11 protein-coding genes are annotated in these 14,895 nt (G+C 70.5%); 6 read left to right on the top strand and 5 right to left on the bottom strand.

All coding sequences use genetic code 11. The annotated features are described in order from the left end of the window. Nucleotides 1-15: 15 nt before the first annotated feature. Nucleotides 16-1,200: an ROK family protein gene (locus ACX80P_RS06370; RefSeq protein ID WP_459277219.1), complete on the bottom strand. Its 1,185-nt coding sequence runs from the start codon at nucleotides 1,198-1,200 to the stop codon at nucleotides 16-18. 184 nt (nucleotides 1,201-1,384) lie between these two features. On the opposite strand from ACX80P_RS06370, the gene ACX80P_RS06365 reads away from it, so the two are divergent. After that, a complete protein-coding gene (locus ACX80P_RS06365) occupies nucleotides 1,385-3,019 on the top strand; it encodes a glycoside hydrolase family 13 protein (RefSeq protein WP_459277512.1) in 1,635 nt (544 codons plus the stop codon). 242 nt (nucleotides 3,020-3,261) lie between these two features. Next, on the top strand, nucleotides 3,262-3,795 hold the full coding sequence (locus tag ACX80P_RS06360) for a DnaJ family domain-containing protein (protein WP_459277218.1): 534 nt from the start codon (nucleotides 3,262-3,264) through the stop codon (nucleotides 3,793-3,795). On the opposite strand, the gene opgC is transcribed toward ACX80P_RS06360, so the two are convergent. From opgC to ACX80P_RS06340, 4 genes are all read right to left on the bottom strand, one after another. Continuing rightward, the gene (opgC, locus tag ACX80P_RS06355; protein WP_459277217.1) at nucleotides 3,792-6,368 is read right to left on the bottom strand and encodes an OpgC domain-containing protein; all 2,577 of its coding nucleotides are present in this window, start codon (nucleotides 6,366-6,368) and stop codon (nucleotides 3,792-3,794) included. The two genes, ACX80P_RS06360 and opgC, sit on opposite strands and share 4 nt — an antisense overlap. Further along, on the bottom strand, nucleotides 6,365-8,434 hold the full coding sequence (locus ACX80P_RS06350) for a glycosyltransferase (protein WP_459277216.1): 2,070 nt from the start codon (nucleotides 8,432-8,434) through the stop codon (nucleotides 6,365-6,367). The genes opgC and ACX80P_RS06350 overlap by 4 nt, the downstream gene beginning before the upstream one ends. Before the next feature lie 294 nt (nucleotides 8,435-8,728). After that, the gene (locus ACX80P_RS06345) at nucleotides 8,729-9,493 is read right to left on the bottom strand and encodes a response regulator (RefSeq protein ID WP_459277215.1); all 765 of its coding nucleotides are present in this window, start codon (nucleotides 9,491-9,493) and stop codon (nucleotides 8,729-8,731) included. Next, the gene (locus ACX80P_RS06340) at nucleotides 9,490-11,088 is read right to left on the bottom strand and encodes an ATP-binding protein (protein ID WP_459277214.1); all 1,599 of its coding nucleotides are present in this window, start codon (nucleotides 11,086-11,088) and stop codon (nucleotides 9,490-9,492) included. Before ACX80P_RS06340 ends, ACX80P_RS06345 begins: the two co-directional genes overlap by 4 nt. A 196-nt stretch (nucleotides 11,089-11,284) precedes the next feature. Here ACX80P_RS06340 and ACX80P_RS06335 point away from each other — a divergent pair, with 196 nt between their 5' ends. The 4 genes from ACX80P_RS06335 to ACX80P_RS06320 are packed head-to-tail and all read left to right on the top strand — an operon-like array spanning nucleotide 11,285 to nucleotide 14,881. Continuing rightward, nucleotides 11,285-12,292: a Bug family tripartite tricarboxylate transporter substrate binding protein gene (locus ACX80P_RS06335; RefSeq protein WP_459277213.1), complete on the top strand. Its 1,008-nt coding sequence runs from the start codon at nucleotides 11,285-11,287 to the stop codon at nucleotides 12,290-12,292. A 3-nt stretch (nucleotides 12,293-12,295) separates the two neighbouring features. After that, nucleotides 12,296-12,835 carry a tripartite tricarboxylate transporter TctB family protein gene (locus ACX80P_RS06330; protein WP_459277212.1) on the top strand — a complete coding sequence of 180 codons (540 nt, stop codon included), beginning with the start codon at nucleotides 12,296-12,298 and terminating at the stop codon, nucleotides 12,833-12,835. Continuing rightward, complete coding sequence (locus ACX80P_RS06325) at nucleotides 12,828-14,489, top strand: tripartite tricarboxylate transporter permease (protein WP_459277211.1); 1,662 nt, start codon at nucleotides 12,828-12,830, stop codon at nucleotides 14,487-14,489. The genes ACX80P_RS06330 and ACX80P_RS06325 overlap by 8 nt, the downstream gene beginning before the upstream one ends. Further along, entirely contained in the window at nucleotides 14,486-14,881 is a 396-nt protein-coding gene (locus ACX80P_RS06320) for a universal stress protein (RefSeq protein WP_459277210.1), read from the top strand. Before ACX80P_RS06325 ends, ACX80P_RS06320 begins: the two co-directional genes overlap by 4 nt. The last annotated feature ends 14 nt before the right edge of the window (nucleotides 14,882-14,895 follow it).

Genomic DNA, 14,895 nt, shown 5'->3' with positions numbered 1-14,895 from the left:
TCGGCGGACCAGACGTCAGCGGAGCGTCCCGAGGATGGTGCGCTGGATGACGACGGCGGCGGCCCCGCGGGCCCACTGCGCGAAGTCGGTCGGCTGCCGGCTCAGCCGGATGGGGGACGCCTCCGGGTCCCGGTGATCGCCGATCGCGGCCTGCAGGGACGTGCCCGCGACGTCGGCGAGGTCCATGCCCTCGCCGGAGAGGATGACGAGGTCCACCATCGTCAGGTTCGCGACGGCGGACACCAGCAGGCCGAGACCGGCACCGGCCGCCTGCGCGACGCCGAGCGCCGCGGGATGGCCCTCGCGTGCGAGCGCGAGGATCTCCTCGTAGGAACGCTGCTCGCCCGTGGACGCGGCGAACCGGGCGCGGATCGCCGGGATGGTGAGGACGGCCGACGCGCAGCCGCGGTGGCCCTCCGGGCAGCGCGGGCCGTCGGGGCCGAGCGGATAGTGCCCCACGAGGCCCAGGCCCGCGTCGGGCGGGGCGATGACGGCGTCGTTGATGACGAGCCCGTAGCCCACGCCGGCGCCGACCGTCAGGACGGCGAAGTCCTTCTCCCCGCGTCCGGCGCCGAACCACTGCTCCGCGATGGTGAGGGCGACGACGTCGTTCTCGACGACGACGGGCAGGCCCGTCCGCTGCTGTACGAGGTCGGCGAGGGGGACGTCGCGCCTCCCGAGGAACGGGGCCCGGAGCACGGAGGAATCGGCGTCGACCCTGCCGCCGATGCTGATGCCGATGCCGCTGATCCGGCCGACCGCGCCGAGGCCGGCGACGGCGTCGACGACCGCGCCGACCACGTCCTCCACGGCATGGCCCGGCAGCGCGCGCTCACCCGACCCGACGACGTCGGCCTTGAGGTTCGTGGCGACCGCCGAGGCGGTGTCGCCGGTGACTTTGACGCCGACGAACCGGTGCGCGTCCGGGCTGACCTCGAGGGGACGGACGGGCCGGCCGATCGAGGCCGCCCCCGCTGCTCCGGCCTCCCCGGATTCGCGGAGGACGCCGGCGTCGAGCAGCGGCCTGCTGAGGCGGGTGAGGCTGGCGACCGACAGGTTGAGGCGCGCCGCGAGGTCCGCACGGGAGATGGGCCCCCGGATGAGGACCTCACGTGCCAGGGCGCGGGCCGGGCTGGACGTGGCGAGCGAGGTGACGGCGTCCACCGCAACACCTCCCTGCACTCGCCGGATCTTTGACATCTCTTATTTTCTATCGCAAAAATAATCGGGAGTGGAGTACCGACCGGGTCCGGCGCGCGCGGCGCCCGACCGTCCGTCCCCCACGTCCCCCTACGAGAGGCACACTATGACTTCTACGGTCAATCCCGACATCGAGTCCGCCGCCGACGCCCCCGGACTCTCGCCCGAGGCGCTCGCGGAGCGCATGCAGGATCCCGACTGGTGGCGCCAGGCCGCCGTCTACCAGATCTATCCCCGCAGCTTCGCCGACTCCGACGGTGACGGCATCGGTGATCTGAAGGGCATCACGTCGCGCATCCCGTACCTGAGGTCGCTCGGGGTGGACGCCGTCTGGCTCAGCCCGTTCTACCCGTCCGCGCTCGCGGACGGGGGGTACGACGTCGACGACTACCGCGACGTCGACCCCAAGCTCGGCACGCTCGAGGACTTCGACGAGATGGTCGCCGCCCTGCACGCGGCGGGCATCAAGCTCGTCGCGGACATCGTCCCGAACCACACCTCGAACCGCCACGAGTGGTTCCAGGAGGCCCTCGCCTCCCCGAAGGGATCCGCCGCCCGCAACCGCTACATCTTCCACGACGGCAAGGGCCCCGACGGTGACGAGCCGCCGTCGGACTGGGACTCCGTGTTCGGCGGTCCCGCCTGGGAGCGCACTGAGGACGGGCAGTGGTACATGCACATCTTCGCGCGCGAACAGCCGGACCTGAACTGGGACAACCGCGAGGTCCGCGATGACTTCCTGAAGACCCTCCGCTTCTGGTCGGACCGGGGCGTCGACGGCTTCCGGGTGGACGTGGCCCACGCCCTCACCAAGGACATGACCGAGCCCCTGCCGTCCAAGGCCGAGCTCGGCCCCGAGGGCGGCAACAACCAGGGCAGGCACCCCTTCTGGGACCGTGACGAGGTCCACGAGGTCTTCGCCGAATGGCGCCAGGTGTTCAACGAGTACACGCCGCCGCGCACCGCCGTCGCCGAAGCGTGGGTCCACGCCGACCGCCGCGCCCGCTACGCGAGCCCCGAGGGGCTCGGCCAGGCGTTCAACTTCGACCTCCTCAAGGCGGACTGGAACCCCGCCCAGTTCCGGGACATCATCACCAAGAACCTCGACGAGGCGACCTCCTCGGGGGCGTCGTCGACCTGGGTCTTCTCCAACCACGACGTCGTGCGGCACGCCACGCGCTACGGCCTGCCGCCCGCCGGCGCCGACAGCGAGGACGGCCAGGACGGCTCGGCCTGGCTCATGAGCGGCGGCACCGAGCCCGCGCTGGACCGCGAGCTCGGCGAGCGCCGTGCACGCGCCGTCTCCCAGCTCATGCTCGCCCTGCCCGGCTCCGCGTACCTGTACCAGGGGGAGGAGCTCGGCCTGCACGAGGTCGCGGACATCCCCGACGCGGACCGGCAGGACCCGACGTTCTTCCGCAACAAGGGCGTGGACGTGGGCCGCGACGGCTGCCGCGTCCCGCTGCCGTGGACGCGCGACGGCGAGTCCTTCGGCTTCGGCTTCCGGGGTGCGCACCTGCCGCAGCCGGCCTGGTTCGGCGAGTACGCCGTCGAGGTGCAGGAAGCAGACCCGGCCTCCAACCTCGGCTTCTACCGCCGCGCCCTGGCGCTGCGCCGGGAGCTGCAGGGCGGGGAGGACCTCGCGTGGGTCGACGAGCCCTCGGCCGACGTCCTCCACTTCACGCGCCCGGACGGCTGGCACTCCGTGACCAACTTCGGGTCGACGCCGGTGGACCTCCCCGGGGGCACGGTACTGCTGAGCAGCTCGCCCCTCGCGGACGGCAGGCTGCCGGGCGACACGACGGCCTGGCTCGTCTAGGAGGACTTCCGCTCCACGCGACGGCGGGTCGCCCTTCCGGGGGTGGCCCGCCGTCGTCGTTGCTGCCCGCGGAAGCGCGTTCGTCCGGAGGGGAATCGGTTGCGGCCCGATTCCGCACCTCGGAATACTGGAGGGACACACGCGAGGGGGAGGGCAGCGGCATCGGCAGGTCACAGGAGCACGAGGAGAGGCTGCGCAGGGCGGCCCAGTACCGCGCCGCCCAGGGCCACGCCGGTGACGCCATGGCCGAACCGGACCGCCAGGACGACGACGGTGCCCCGGCCGACGGGGAGATGGCGCCGCTGCGCCGGGGTGAGGACGAGGTGAAGCGCGCCCGCCTCATCGTCGACCGCGCCGTGGCGGCCGGCGACTTCGACGACCTGGCGCTCGCGGGCAAGCCGATCCCCGGGCTGGGGGAGGCCCACGACCCGGACTGGTGGGTCAAGGGGTTGATCCAGCGCGAGAACATCACCGGCCTCGGCCCCCGCGCGATCCTGCTGCGTACGGAGGACGCAGAGCTGGACGCCCGGCTCGACCGCCAGTACAGCGAGCGGCAGGTCCGCGAGGTCCTCGAGGACTTCAACTACCGGGTGATCGACGCCAGGCGCCAGCTCCTGGGCGGCCCGCCCGTGGTCACCCCGCTGCGCGACGTCGACGCCGAGGTGCAGCGCTGGCGCGACCGCCGGGCGGCGGCCCGCCGTGCAGCCGAGGCTGCCGCACCTCCCGCACCGCGCGAGGGCTCGTTCTGGCGGCGTCTCTGGCGGGGCAGGAGCTAGTTCGGGACGACCCCGAACAGCACCTTCTTCTTCACCATGCACCAGATGGCCAGTGTCACGACGGCGTGGACGACGAGCCCCTGCCAGATGCTGTCCGGATCCAGCCCGGGGGTGTTGGCGACCGCGAGCACGAAGAACACGTGGACGATGAACACGTACAGGCTCGCGCGCCCGAGGGGGATGTACAGCCAGCCCGTCAGCCTGCTGATGGGGTGCCAGAACGCCGTCAGGATCACGTGGGCGGCCAGGATGAAGAAGGCCAGGTTGATGAGCCTGCCGGGTTGGAGGATCACCCTCACGTACTCGGATTCGTACAGGGTCTCGTAGAAGCCCGGAGGGATGAACGGGAGGCCGAGTGCCAGCGCGTGGTTGAGCCAGAGGGTCCCGAGCGCGAGCGCGTAGGCGCCGGTGGCGGCGCCCACGAAGACCTTTCCCCGGCGGGTGCTGAGGGCCTCGATGATGGCCCGGCGGTGGTACCCGAGGACGGCGCCGTGGACGAAGACGACCTGCCAGGTGAGCAGCGGGAAGACATCCTGGAACTGCGAGGGGAGGACGTGCACGTGGAGGATGCTGTCCACGACGTACAGCGCCCAGCTCAGGGTGAGCAGCAGCCACCACAGCCTCTTCCGCAGCATCAGGACGAGCAGCGGGACCGTCAGCGTCAGCACCACGTAGAGGCCCATGATGTTGAAGGCCCACGGACCCATGGCGAGGAGCAGGAAGTCCCGGACGGCATAGCCGGGTGGCGGGTAGTCGAGGAGGCGCGTGACGTTCGGGTAGAGGTCGTACACGCGGCCCGCCGCCTCGGGTCCGGTCCCGCCCGTTCCCCGGTCCGTGAAGGTGGTCAGCACGGACCCGTCGATGAACGGGACGAGTGACAGCAGATAGACGGTGACGACCACCACCAGGGCCGTGACGTAGAGCTTGACCGCCCTTCTGGTGGTTCCCTTCGCCGCCTCCACGGCTCCGCGCCGCTCGACCGCGATGGGGTGCACCATCCCGAGCACGACGCCGGACAGCAGGACGAACAGTTCGGCACCGGTGATCGTCCCGATCAGGTTGCGTGAGACGAAGGACCAGGGCCCGGCGACCTCGATGTGGGTGACGACCACCGACGTGATGATCCAGCCACGGAGCAGGTCGAGCCGGGCGTCACGCGGCGCGTGCTCGTCCGGGTAGCGCCACTGGGGGACCACGCGTCGGGCCACTCCCGCCAGGAGGACCAGCGCGAAGAGCCCCACGACGCACAGGACCAGCCAGCCCATCACCGCGCTGACCGGTGCGCCGGCCTGCCACACCTGCCGGGTCGACGCGTTCGCATCGTCACGGCCGACCACGTCGGTGATCGGCCCGAGCCGCACTCCGGGTGCCGCGTCCAGGGTGTCGCGGAGCGCCGCGGCCGTCGCCTCGTCCGCGCTGAGGCCCCAGTCCACCGTGTGGTCCTGGGCCTCGGGCTCGGGGCGCGACGCTTCGAGCCACGAGATCATGCCGATCTCGGGGTACTCCTCGGCGGTCGTCGGGTCGAACAGCTGATCCAGCCACGCCTGTTTGATCTCGGCCTCGGGAGCGCTGCCGGCGTCCTCGGGATCGTGCAGGGCGGCCGTCTGGATGAAGAACCTCTTGCCCTTCGCCGCCGCGTACTCCTTCGCGAAGTCGATCCGCGGGGCCCCTGGCGCCGCGCCGTAGGTGCCGGCGAGCTGGTCGGCGAACTTGTCCGGCTCGGGGACCACCGACGTGGTGATCGCGCCGGAATACTGCCTCGTGCCATCGGTGCTCGTGGTGGCGCCCTGCTCGTAGCTGCCGAAGTGGTACAGGGACAGGCCCACCCAGTCCACGGCGTCGTCGCCCGGATAGTAGGGCTCGTAGGGGTCGTCGCCGCCGTCGATCAGGCCGTTGCCGTTCGTGTCGAGTGCGGCGGCGGAGTCGAGGTCGTCCACGGCACCGTAGGCCTCGGTGAACGGGTAGCCGGCCGCGTACGACGGCGCCCAGACCATGGCGGCGCCCGGCACCTCCTCGTGCACCCTGTCGGCGACGGTGCGGAAGGCCCTGGTGTAGGCGTCGGGCTGCTGGCCCCAGCCGTACCATGTGCCGTTCATCTCCGGCGCGAAGCGGAGGAAGAATCCGGTGCGGAACTGGTCGCTGATGCGGGCGAGGGTGCCCGCGAGGTGCGCGGCGTCGGCGTCCGTGAGCTCGTCGAGCGGTTTCGACGGTTCGAGGGTCACGACGGCGAGGGAACCCAGGGGTGCCTCCTGCCGGGCCAGGTCGAGGAGGTCACGCTCGGCGTCGGCGTCGAGCGGGTAGGCGAGCGGCCGGCTGAAGAGCGAGGGCGTGATCCCGGTACGGTCCGCGTAGGCGCGGGCGTTGTCGGACGACCAGTCCAGTTCGGGGCCGAAGTAGCGGCCCTCGGCCGGCGCCGTCGGACTTCCGGCGGGCGCCGTGGCGGCATCGGAGGCGGGCAGGGTGCCGGGTGTCGCCTGCGCGGGTCCGGCACCGGCCAGGAGCCCTCCGACCAGTGCCATCAGGGTCAGGCCGGCCCTCCATCGCCGTTTCCGTCCCGTGGGGAGGGGGCTCATCCCTTCGCGTCTTGGCGGGCCTTCGCCTTCGCGATGTCCGCCTGGTAGTGCTCGTACCCGCGGTAGCGGACGGCTTCGATGATGACGCTGAAGATGACGAGGTCGAAGATCACCCAGACGATGTTGACCGACGTCCCGAGGATGTCGGCCTGCCCTACGATCATGCGGATGATGCCGATGATCATCGCCCCCACCAGCAGTCCCATCGCCCAGAGCTGCGGCTTCACGAGGTCCCAGCGCAGCGTGCTGCCCTGCTGCAGGGTCTTCGGCGTGACCGCGAAGTCCAGGTCGCGGCCGAGGTAGACGTTGCCGAACGCCGAGGTGATGGAGCGGATCCAGACGGGGAACAGCGCGAGGGAGTACTGCTGGCCGCGCCAGGTCTTCACGCCCTTGCCGACGACGGCGAACAGGAGCTGGTTGACCAGCAGGAACGGTATCAGCCGCAGGAAGAACTCGGTGCTGATGGAGTTCACCGGGAGGATGCCGAAGACCAGGTAGATGATGGGCGCAGCGAGGTAGACGACTGCGGCGAACCCGGAGAGGTAGCTCCACATCGTGGCCCCGTACATGAGCTTCTGGGCGAAGGTCAGGCCCTTCTGCGCGAAGGGGTTCTCGCGGAACAGCACCTGGATGGTTCCCTGCGCCCAGCGCAGGCGCTGGGTCAGCATCGAGTTGAGGTCCTCGGGCGCCAGGCCGTCGGCGAGTTTCTCGTGGTGGTAGGCGGACTCCCAGCCGAGGGAGTGCAGCCGCATGCACGTGGCCATGTCCTCGGTGACGGAGATCGTGGCCATGGGCATGACGGCCTGCGCCTCGCCGGCCCGCTCGGCGTTGACCGACTCGATGAGGACGCGGACGGCGTCGATCGCCCCGAGCGGGGACCAGGAGCGCTGTGCCAGCTGGTCGAGGGCGGTGTCGTCGACGACGGCGAGGACCGGAGTGCTCGCCGACGCGCCCTGCAGGCCGCCCTCGAGTCCCTCGATGCCGAGGTCGGTGAGGTCGGCCAGGGACGCGAGATCATCGTGGAAGGCGGCGATGTCCCCGGCGACCAGGGTGCGGGTCACCGCCAGGACGCGCTGCTGGAATTCGTAGGTCACCTCGGAGATGCCGTGGCCCTTCTGCAGGCGGCGGCGGACCCGGCGGAGGTCCTTCGCGACGAGGTCCAGCGCCTCGGCCACGCGTTCGTTGTCCGCGCCGAGGTTCTTCTTGGCCTTCGCGATGACCCTGTCGGAGGTCTTGAGCGCCTTGTGGAGGGCGAGTTCGATCTCCGTGACGTAGCGCGTGACCCCGAGCTGCATGAGCGCCTCGCGGCGGATGATCGCGTTCGAGCCGCAGAAGAAGGCGGCGTTCCAGCCGTCCTTGCCCTGCTGGATCGGGCCGTAGAAGAGCGGCGCCTGGCTGCCCAGGGGGTCCGAGTCCGGGACGTTGACGAAGACCTGCGGTGTCTGGACGAGGGCCATCTTCTCGTTGGTGAAGTACCCGAGGGTCCGGTCGAGGATCAGGGGATCCGGGATCTGGTCCGCGTCGAGGATGACGAGGAACTCGCCGTCCGTGGACATGAGCGCATTGTTGAGGTTGCCGGCCTTGGCATGGCGCGGCATGTCCTTCCAGTCCGCCGAGCGCGTGATCCATCCGATGCCCTCCGCCTCGGCGGCCGCCCGGACGTCGGCGCGGTTGCCGTCGTCGAGGATCCACGTCTTGTGCGGGTAGCGGATGGCCTTCGCGGCCCGCGCCGTGGTCAGGACGAGGTCGAGCGGCTCGTTGTAGGTGGTGATGAAGACGTCCACCGTGAGGCCGGCGGGGGCCTCCGGGGGCTCGCGCCTCCTGAGCTTCCACACGGTGAAGCCGAACAGCAGGGAGTCGATCAGGGAGTACGTCTCGGCCAGGACGAGGGGGATCGCGATCCACCAGGCGTCCCAGTTGATCGAGAAGAGCCACCGCCAGACGATGTAGTTCAGGCCGAGGACCGCCGTCACGAGCACGATGGCCCGGATCAGCAGGGTGCGCCCGCCGAAGGAGCCCTCCCGGCCCGCAGGATCCACGGAGAGATCGGTTGTCACTGTCCCCATGCCGCAGCACACTCCACTTCTGCTTCCGTGCACGGAGGCACCTTCGGTGACTTATGTGCGCCGGGCCGGCCGCACTGAGACGCTCACCGGGCCTCGGGGGCCATGAAGCACTGGAACCAAGGTACCCGAGGTGCCGCCGTCGACCGGCCGGGTTGCGCGTTCCTACGTGTCGGCGTAGCGCCCGGCCCGGCCGAGGGCGTCGCGCAGGCCGTGGACGTCGAAGCCGGACTCGTCGGGGAGCTCCACGACCGACGGCCGGGCGACGGCGGGGCGGGCCGGCTGGGACCCGATGTGTCATCCGCGCGGGGTGTCGTCCGTCCACACGTAGAACTTCTCGGGCCGGCCCGCGGACCCGTATTGCGGGACGATCCTCGCCTGCCCGCGCGCGACCAGGAATTCGAGGTACCGCCGGGCGCTCACGCGGGCCATGCCGAGCCGGCCGGCGACCTCCGATGCCGACGTCCCTCCGCCCTGCCCGCGCAGGTCCAGCACGACGGCGTCGAGCGTCGGGGCCGAGAGGCCCTTCGGCGTCGCGAGTGTCGTGGTCCCCGGCGTCCCCGGCGTCCCCGGCGTCGCGGTCCTGCCGCCCGCTGCCGCCGTCGTGCCGAGGAGCTGGTCGATCCGGTGCTGGTCCAGCGCCGGGGAGGTCTCCCCGGCGTGGGCGTCGAGCTCGCGCCGGTACGCGACGTAGTGGTCGAGCCGCTGGTTCAGGACCGCCGCGCTGAAGGGCTTCACGAGGTAGTGCAGCACTCCGCCGGCCACTGCGGCCCGTACGGTGTCGAGTTCGCGGGCGGCGGTGATCGCGATGACGTCGACGGGTTCGCCGGGCCGGTTCCGCAGCGCGCGGAGCACCTCGATGCCCGACATGTCCGGGAGGTGGATGTCCAGCAGCACCAGCCGGGGGTGCAGCTCCTGCACGAGGTCGAGGGCCCGTGCGCCGGTGTGCGCGGCCCCGACGACGTCGAATGCACCGTGGGCCAGCAGGAACCCGGTGTGGATGCCGGCGACCTCGCGGTCGTCGTCGACCACCAGCGTGGGGACCAGCGCGGGCGTGCTCACGGCACCTGCAGGGTGGACCGGGGCACGGCGGCGAGCGACGGCGCGAGCCAGACCGTGAACTCGGCGCCGCCCAGCTCGGACCCGTCGACGACGACCTGCCCGGCGCGCCGGCGCGCGATCCGGTCCACGAGCGCGAGGCCGAAGCCGCGCGTACCGGTCCGGCCGCCGTCCTTGGTCGAGTACCCGGAGGAGAAGATCCCGGCGACGTCCTCGGGCGGGACGCCGGGTCCGTCGTCGGAGACCGTGATGCGGACGCCGTCGTCCGTCGTTTCCAGGTGCACCATGACCTGCCCCTGGCCGCGGTCGGCCACGGCCTCCAGGGCGTTGTCGATGAGGATGCCGAGGACGGTGACGACGTCGGTGGTGCCGTCGGACTCCAGCGTCGAGGTGTCGTCGATGGACAGCGTGATGCCCTTCTCTGCGGCGATGGTGCTCTTGGTCATGAGCAGGCTCGCGGCGTCCGGGTCCCGGATACCCGGGGCGATCGAGCCGGAGACCAGCGAGCCGCCGTGCCCGGACCGCGAGATGAAGTCGACGGCCTGCTCGGTGCGGCCGAGTTCGAGCAGGCCGGAGATGGTGTGCATGCGGTTCGCGAACTCGTGCGCCTGCGCGCGGAGGGCCTGCGTGGCGTCGCGCTCGCCGTCGAGGTCGGTGAGCAGCTGGTAGAGCTCGGTGCGGTCACGGAGGATCATGACGCGTCCCACGCGGACGCCGTCCACCAGTGCATCGGAGGTCCGGGCGAGCAGCACGCGCTCCCCGGACAGCACCGTCTCGTCGGTGTCCGAGGGATCGGAGAGGAGACGGGCGAGGGCCGGTTCCATGACATCGGCGGCGGGCCGTCCGGTGGCGTCGTCGTCGAGCCCGAGCAGTCTCTTCGCCTCGTCGTTGAGGAGCGCGATGCGGTGGTCGGCGTCGACCGCGACCATGCCCTCGCTGATGCCGTGGATCATGGCGTCGCGGGTCTTGAGGAGGGACGCGATCTGTTCGGGTTCGAGCCGGTGGATGCGGCGCCAGACGAGCCGCGAGATCCAGATGGCGCCGGCCGAGCCGACCAGCGCTGCGACGATCAGCCACACGAGCAGGCGGGGGAGGTCCTCGTGGAGGACGGCGTCCAGCTCGGACTCGAGGACTCCCACCGATGCGGTGCCGATGATGGCGCCGTCGCTTCCGTGGACCGGGACCTTCACGCGCCAGGACTCGCCGAGCGTCCCGGTCTGCGTACCCACGAAGATCTGCCCCGAGAGCGGCACGGAGGGATCGGTGGAGACGGGCTTGCCGATCAGTTCCGGGTTCGGGTGGGAGTACCGGATGCCCTCGGCATCGGTGACGACGACGTACGTCACCCCGGTGGACTGGCGGATGAGGTCGGCGATCGGCTGGATGGTCGCGCTGGGATCCGCCTCGCCGAACGCCTCGATCACGGAGGGCAGTTGCGCCACGGACTGGGCGACACCGACCATGCGGTCCTGGTACTGCTCCCGGATCTGCAGCCGCTGCATCGCGACGGCGGTGGAACCGGCGACGGCGACGATGACGAGCACGATGGCCAGTTGCAGCAGGAACAGCTGCGATCGAAGCGGCATCGTCCTGATCATCCCCATAGTGTGACACGCCCCCTCACGTCACAATCGTCCGTTCCCGTCGGACGGCGATGACCACAAAGACCAATACGAGCACTACGACCGCATGCTTTACCCCCGCTCGGAAGCCTTCCTAGCCTGAGATCAGCAGTGGTGACCCGCATCACATCTGGCAGTCCATCCGCAGTACATCTCAAGGAAGAGAACAACCATGACGATCGATCGCACAACGGCGCGCCGTTCGAGCCTCACCGCCCTCGCCCTCGCCTCCGCGCTCGCCCTCTCGGCCTGCGGCTCCATGACGGAGAGCACCACCGCCGGGGAGGCGGAAGGAACCATCGAGAAGCTCAACATCGTGGTCCCCGCCGATCCCGGGGGAGGGTGGGACCAGACGGGCCGGGCCATGGAGACCGACCTCAAGGAGAACGACCTCGTGGGCAGCGCCTCGGTCGTCAACGTCGGCGGCGCCGGCGGCACCAACGGCCTCGCCAAGCTCGCCACCGAGACGGACCCGAACACCCTCATGGTCATGGGCTATGTGATGGTGGGGGCTGTCGAGACCAACAATGCGGCCAACCGCATCGAGGACACGACGCCCATCGCACGCCTCACGGAGGAACCCCTCGTGATCGTGGTGCCCGCGGATTCGCCCTACCAGACCGTGCAGGACCTTCTCGACGACATCGAGGCCAAGGGGCAGGGCGTCTCCATCACGGGCGGCTCGGCCGGAGGCGCGGACCACATCCTCGCCGGTTCCGTCCTGAAGGAGGCCGGCATCGCGCCCGAGAACCTGAACTACATCCCGTACTCGGGCGGCGGCGAGTCCCTGGCGGCCCTGCTGGGCAACAAGGTCAACGCCGGCATCTCGGGCGTCGGTGAGTACGCCGAGCAGGTGAACGCGGGGAAGCTCCGGGCCCTCGCGGTCTCCGGCGAGGACGCCGCACCGCAGCTGCCCGACACGCCGACCCTCACCGAGGAGGGCATCGACCTCGTGCTCACCAACTGGCGCGGCGTCGTCGCCCCCGGCAGCATCGACGACGCCCAGGCGGACGCGCTCACGCAGCTCGTCACCGACCTGCACGCGACCGACACCTGGAAGGCGACCCTCGAGGAGAACAACTGGGCGGACGCGTTCCTGGCCGGCGAGGAGTTCGAGACGTTCCTCGACGAGGACATCGCGAGCGTCAAGACGACCCTCACCGACATCGGGCTGCTCTAGACCATGAGTACCTCCGTGCAGAACGCCGGGAGCGGCACGGCTGCCGCTCCCGGCAAGCCGATCGGTGAGCTGGTCTTCGCGCTCGTCATCGTGAGCATCGGCGTCGTCGGCTTCGTGGCGGGCGCCGGCATCCAGACGCCGCCGTCGGCCAGCGACATCGGGCCGCGGGCGTTCCCCTTCGCCGTCTCGGCGCTGCTCCTCGCCGTCGGACTGGGACTGGTGTTCCAGGTGCTCCGCGGCCACCGGGGGGCCGCCGACGAGGGCGAGGACGTCGACCTCGACGCGACGACCGACTGGCTGACCGTCGGGAAGCTCGCGGCGTTCATGCTGCTGCACGCGTTCCTCATCGTCCCGCTCGGCTGGCCCGTCGCCGCCGCGATCCTGTTCTTCGGTGCTGCCTGGTCCCTCGGGGCCCGCCCGTGGTGGCGCAACCTGGTGACCGCCGTCGTCCTGGCGCTGGTGCTGCAGTTCGTCTTCGCCGGGCTCCTCGGCGTCTCGCTGCCTCCGGGCTTCCTCGAAGGGTTCGGTGTGTTCGGTGGATAACTTCTTCCTGCTGATGGACGGCTTCGCCACGGCGATGCAGCCCATGTACCTGCTCTTCGCGCTCGGTGGCGTGCTCGTCGGCACCGCGGTCGGCGTCCTGCCGGGCATCGGGCCCGCCATGACCGTCGCGCTGCTCATGCCCATCACCTACAGCCTCGAACCGACCGCTGCGATCATCGTCTTCGCCGGGATCTACTACGGCGGCATGTACGGCGGGTCCACGACCTCGATCCTGCTGAACACCCCGGGGGAATCCTCCTCGATCGTCACGGCGCTCGAGGGCAACAAGATGGCCAAGGCCGGCAGGGGAGCAGCGGCGCTGGCGACGGCGGCGGTCGGCTCGTTCGTGGCCGGCACCATCGCGACCGTCCTGCTCAGCTTCGTGGCACCGTATGTCGCCGCCTTCGCGGTGCAGATCGGCCCCGTCGAGTACGTGGCCCTGATGATCGTGGCGTTCCTGACCGTCGGCGCGCTCCTCGGGTCCTCCGTGCTGCGCGGCCTGGCCTCCCTGGGGCTGGGCCTGTTCATCGCGCTCGTCGGCTTCGATTCCCTCACCGCCCAGCAGCGCTACACCTTCGGCAGCCCGTTCCTGGCGGACGGGATCGACGTCGTCCTCGTCGCCGTCGCGCTGTTCGCGGTCGGCGAGGCGCTCTACGTGGGGTCCCGGCTCCGGCACGGGCCCATCAAGGTCATCCCGGTCACCGGGGGCTGGACGAGCTGGCTCCGTAAGGAGGACCTCCGCCGGTCGTGGAAGCCGTGGCTCCGCGGCACGATGATCGGGTTCCCCGTGGGCACCATCCCCGCGGGCGGCGCCGATGTCGCGACGTTCCTCTCCTACGCCTCCGAGCGCAAGCTCGCGAAGGGCGAGAACAAGCAGCAGTTCGGCAAGGGCGCCATCGAGGGCGTGGCCGGTCCGGAGGCGGCGAACAACGCCGCGGCCGCCGGTGTCCTCGTCCCGCTGCTGACGCTGGGCATCCCGACGACGGCGACCGCCGCCATGATGCTCGTCGCTTTCCAGCGGTACCAGATCCCTGTGGGACCGCAGCTGTTCGAATCGAACAGCACGCTCGTGTGGGCGCTCATCGCGAGCCTGTACGTCGGCAACCTGATGCTGCTCGTGCTGAACCTGCCGCTCGTGGGTATCTGGGTCAAGATCCTCCAGATCCCCAGGCCCTACCTGTACGCGGGGATCCTGGTGTTCGCGGTGCTGGGCGCGTTCTCGGTGAACTTCACGCCCATCGACGTGATCATCCTGCTGATCGTGGGCATCCTCGGGTTCTTCATGCGGCGCTTCGGCTACCCGATCGCGCCGATGGTGGTGGGCCTGATCCTGGGGCCGATCTTCGAGAGCCAGCTGCGGCGGTCGCTCGCGATCTCGCAGGGCGATCCCGTGGCGCTCGTGCAGTCACCGGTCGCGGCGACGATCTACGTGGTCCTGATCGTCATTCTCGCGCTGTCCTTCCTGCTCAAGCGTCGGCAGGCTCGGTTCGAGGCGATGGTCGCCGCGAACGCCGACGCCCCCGCCGTCGTGCGGGGGACCGCAGCCGGCTCCGAGGCAGCAGTTCCCACCACCGCTTCCACGACCGCTTCCACCACCGCTTCCACCACCGCGACGCCGGCGGGCTCGCCCGACCGAGAGGACACCGACCGATGAGCACGATCGTGGTGGGTTACGTACCCAATGCACTGGGGGAGGCTGCAGTCTCCGAGGCCGTCGAGGAGGCTCGACGCCGGGGGTCGGAGCTGGTGGTCATCAACACCACGCGCGCCGACCGCCTCGTGAACCCGGCCTATGCCGACGACGACGACGTCTCGAAGCTCGACACCCTGCTCCAGGCTACGGGCGTCCCGTTCTCGGTCCGCCACAGTATCTCCGAGGCGACCGCGGCGGAGGAGGTCGTGGATACGGCGGAGGAACTGGACGCCGAACTGATCGTCATCGGGCTACGGCACCGGACGCCCGTGGGCAAGCTGATCATGGGGTCGACGGCGCAGGCCATCCTGCTGTCGGCGCGTTGCAACGTCCTGGCGGTGAAACTGCCCTGACGGGTGGCTACTGG

Source organism: Arthrobacter arabinosi (genome assembly GCF_054511115.1).
This window is presented reverse-complemented; position numbering and strand designations above follow the sequence as displayed.

Bases quoted from the DNA above. Each gene is read 5' to 3' on its own strand.
- ACX80P_RS06370 (WP_459277219.1), bottom strand. From the start codon at position 1,200: ATGTCAAAGATCCGGCGAGTGCAGGGAGGTGTTGCGGTGGACGCCGTC.
- ACX80P_RS06365 (WP_459277512.1), top strand. From the start codon at position 1,385: ATGCAGGATCCCGACTGGTGGCGCCAGGCCGCCGTCTACCAGATCTAT.
- ACX80P_RS06360 (WP_459277218.1), top strand. From the start codon at position 3,262: ATGGCCGAACCGGACCGCCAGGACGACGACGGTGCCCCGGCCGACGGG.
- opgC (WP_459277217.1), bottom strand. From the start codon at position 6,368: ATGAGCCCCCTCCCCACGGGACGGAAACGGCGATGGAGGGCCGGCCTG.
- ACX80P_RS06350 (WP_459277216.1), bottom strand. From the start codon at position 8,434: ATGGGGACAGTGACAACCGATCTCTCCGTGGATCCTGCGGGCCGGGAG.
- ACX80P_RS06340 (WP_459277214.1), bottom strand. From the start codon at position 11,088: ATGATCAGGACGATGCCGCTTCGATCGCAGCTGTTCCTGCTGCAACTG.
- ACX80P_RS06335 (WP_459277213.1), top strand. From the start codon at position 11,285: ATGACGATCGATCGCACAACGGCGCGCCGTTCGAGCCTCACCGCCCTC.
- ACX80P_RS06330 (WP_459277212.1), top strand. From the start codon at position 12,296: ATGAGTACCTCCGTGCAGAACGCCGGGAGCGGCACGGCTGCCGCTCCC.
- ACX80P_RS06320 (WP_459277210.1), top strand. From the start codon at position 14,486: ATGAGCACGATCGTGGTGGGTTACGTACCCAATGCACTGGGGGAGGCT.